General features: G+C 56.6%; 4 protein-coding genes. 2 read left to right on the top strand and 2 right to left on the bottom strand.

All coding sequences use genetic code 11. From position 1 onward, the window contains the following. On the bottom strand, positions 1 to 605 hold a 605-nt coding region (locus tag WC488_05295; GenBank protein ID MFA5077811.1), incomplete at its 3' end, for a hypothetical protein. Positions 606 to 639: 34 nt separating this feature from the next. Beyond that, entirely contained in the window at positions 640 to 885 is a 246-nt protein-coding gene (locus tag WC488_05290; protein MFA5077810.1) for a hypothetical protein, read from the bottom strand. Positions 886 to 970: 85 nt separating this feature from the next. Between WC488_05290 and ppcA the strand changes: the two genes are divergently transcribed. Together ppcA and WC488_05280 are read left to right on the top strand one after the other, a co-directional pair. Then, positions 971 to 2,446, top strand: a complete 1,476-nt coding sequence (gene ppcA, locus WC488_05285) for a phosphoenolpyruvate carboxylase (protein ID MFA5077809.1) — start codon at positions 971 to 973, stop codon at positions 2,444 to 2,446. Positions 2,447 to 2,450: 4 nt separating this feature from the next. Continuing rightward, positions 2,451 to 2,981: NFACT RNA binding domain-containing protein (locus WC488_05280; protein ID MFA5077808.1), on the top strand; the 531-nt coding region annotated here is incomplete at its 3' end.

Below are 2,981 nucleotides of genomic sequence, written 5' to 3'. Positions count from 1 at the left end.
GAGAATGCCGCGGCTATGAGGAACGCCCCGAATTTGCGGGAAAGGAAGAAGCTGCGGAGCACCAGGCCAGAGGCGAATATCACGCCGAACCAGCTGGACGAGACGAATGCGAGGAACTGGGCGTTGATTGAGGACGCGAATGACGAGAACTGGAGCGAATACATGGAATTGGAAAGCTGGGTCGAAACGCTGCCCAGGTTGGCCAGGGGCTGGATGGAGAAATTGCCGAAGTGGAGGGAAAGGCTCTGGTAATAGGCCAAGACGTTCTGGGTGCGCACGAGCTGCTGGGTGAGGTGGAACGAGGACTGCTGGGTGGCGTTTATGCCGCACAGCGCGTAATCCGCAGGTGTGGAATTGGCCGCGCAGGTTATGTTGGTCTGGGGTGCGAGTTCGGAGCCCACCTGGAGCGCCATCGTGGACAGCACTATCGCGAAGCCGAGTATCGCGGCGTTGAGGATGGACTGCAGAAGTTCGTCGGCGCCGAAGCGCTCGAGGCGCTTGGTGGAGAAGGCGCGGCCTAGGCCCAGCGCGATGCCGGAAAGTATTATTGAGATTATTATCACGGTGCCGGCAATTCCCTGCCAGCCCGCAAGAAGTTCTGCCATAGGTTCACGGGCCGCCAAAGGGCGGATTAGAGTATTAAGGTATCAGGATTCCCTGGGACTTCTGGGCTATCATCGGGGCTGCCACTGTGATGGCCGCTATTATCACTCCGCCCAGGAACATGCTTATCGCGTACGTGGTGTACTTGCCGCGCATTTCTGCAGGCTGCATCTGCGCGAAGGCGTAAAGCATGCCGCTCAGTATTATGAGAATCACGGAAAGCGCGGGCGCGATGCTGCTCAAAGTGCCTTGTATCTCCTCAAGAATGGATTGGAGGGACATGAAAGTTGCTTCGCCGAATTGCTTTATAAACCTGATTTTTTCTCCGAATCGGACGGAATATTAATTTTTGCCGAGAAACGCAAACATGGCTGATGTTCCAAGGTGCATGAGCACCCAGCATCCGGACAACGTTTCAGTTCCGTTCTTCTCTGATTCGGAAGTGCTGAGCGGCGAGTCCGAGGTGCGGGAAGCGTATTTCGCGTTCTCCCAGCTCAGGTGCGGGGAGCAGATGTGGGACGGGGAGGGGAAGGAGGCGGACAACCAGGTGGTTGAGAAGCTCCTGGGCAAATATCCGGATTTTTTCGCTGAAAACAGGCTGGGGAGGGACTTCAGGCTCACGTACAGGGTCCCGAACCCTTCTGTGGAGAAGGGGCAGGGAAAAATACTTTTTGAAACGCTGCACGGGATTCCGCGGGCGTTCGACGCTGCGAGGGCCGCGGGCTCGGAAATCGCGCCGGTTTTCGAAGTGATACTGCCGATGACCACTTCGCACGCGGAAATGGAGCGGGTGAAGGATTATTACGAGAAAGTGGTGGTGGGGCAGAGGGACGTGCTCCTCGGGGAGATGGGCGAGGGTGGGATGTGGGTGAAGGAATGGGCAGGGGATTTCGCGCCTGAGTGCATAAACGTGATACCGCTGTTCGAGGACTTCGATTCGGTGCGCAGGAGCGGCAGGATAGTGGAGAGGTACCTGGAAGGGAAGGATGCCGAAAGCCAGAGAGTGTTCATTGCAAGGAGCGACCCTGCGCTCAACTATGGAGCCGCGAGCGCGGTCCTGCTTGCGAAGGTCGCGCTCCAGGAATTGCACGGGTGCGAGGAGAGGACGGGAGTGCGGATATTGCCCATAATCGGGGTGGGCGGAGCGCCTTTCAGAGGCAATTTCAGGCCTGACAACGTAAGCAACTGCTGCGAGGAGTACCCGAGCGTGCAGACGTTCACTGTGCAGTCTTCCTTCAAGTACGACCATCCGTTCAGGGACGTCGTGAACGCGGTTGATTTGGTCAACCACATGGGACGGAAGGGGCCTTTGCAGATAGATGAAAATAGGGCTATTGCGCTCGCGGAAAAAATAAGAGTTGAGTACCAGAAGCAGGTGGAGAGCGCGGCGGATTTGATAAACGGGATTGCGGCGTTCGTGCCGAACCGGAGGGCGAGGAAACTGCATGTGGGACTGTTCGGGTATTCACGCTCGGTCGCGAAGATGAAGCTCCCGAGGGCCATAAAATTCTGCGCGGCATTATATTCAATCGGGATTCCGCCTGAACTGCTGGGGCTTTCCGCGCTCAGCGGGAAGGAGTGGGATGAGCTGCACGGGCTTTACGCCAAATTGGACGAGGATTTGAAGGATGCTGGGGAATATTTGAACAAAAAGAATTTGGAGAGGATGCCGAAAATAATCAGGGGGGGAGTTGGGGCGGTGCTGGAGCGCGCAGGATGCGAGAGCGATGATGGATGTGAGGAAATAACGTCGCGCATATACGCGAATTACCTGAAGGGGAAGAGCGCGCAGATTGCCGAGGACGTGAAGAGCGCCGCGTGGAAGCGCGGATTTTTGGGTTGACTGGATGAAAATCAGGCTTGGGCTGGGAAAATCCGTGCACGAGAACGCCGCTGCTTATTACGAGGAGGCGAAGGAGGCGCGGGAGAAGATGAAGGGAGTGGAAAGGGCGATGGAGGAAACCAAAAAAGAGATTGAGAAGGCTGGGAAAGAGGAGGCTGCCGCGGAAAGGAAAAAGAATGAGGAGACGAAAATCGCGCGGAAAAAGGAGTGGTACGAGAAATTCCATTATTTCTTCACTAGCGAAGGGAAGCTGGTTGTGGGGGGAAGGAGCGCGGACCAGAACGACTTGATTTACAAAACGTATTTGGAGGAGGGGGATTTGTTCTTCCATGCTGACATACAGGGCGGGGCGGCGTGCGTAATGAAGGGCGGGGCTGGTGCGGGAGACGGAGAGAGGCTGGAGGCTGCGCAGTTTGCGGCGTGCTTCTCGAACGCGTGGAAGAACGGGAATGCGGCTGTTGATGTTTACTGCGTGAAGAAGGGGCAGGTTTCGAAGCACGCGCAGGGCGGATTCATAGGAAAAGGCGGGTTCGCC

The sequence above is a fragment of the Candidatus Micrarchaeia archaeon genome (assembly GCA_041650355.1).
GTDB lineage: Archaea > Micrarchaeota > Micrarchaeia > Anstonellales > Bilamarchaeaceae > JAHJBR01.
This window is presented reverse-complemented; position numbering and strand designations above follow the sequence as displayed.

What these genes read in the sequence shown, in the direction of transcription:
- ppcA (MFA5077809.1), top strand. Translation starts at nt 971, where the DNA reads ATGGCTGATGTTCCAAGGTGCATGAGCACCCAGCATCCGGACAACGTT.
- WC488_05290 (MFA5077810.1), bottom strand. Translation starts at nt 885, where the DNA reads ATGTCCCTCCAATCCATTCTTGAGGAGATACAAGGCACTTTGAGCAGC.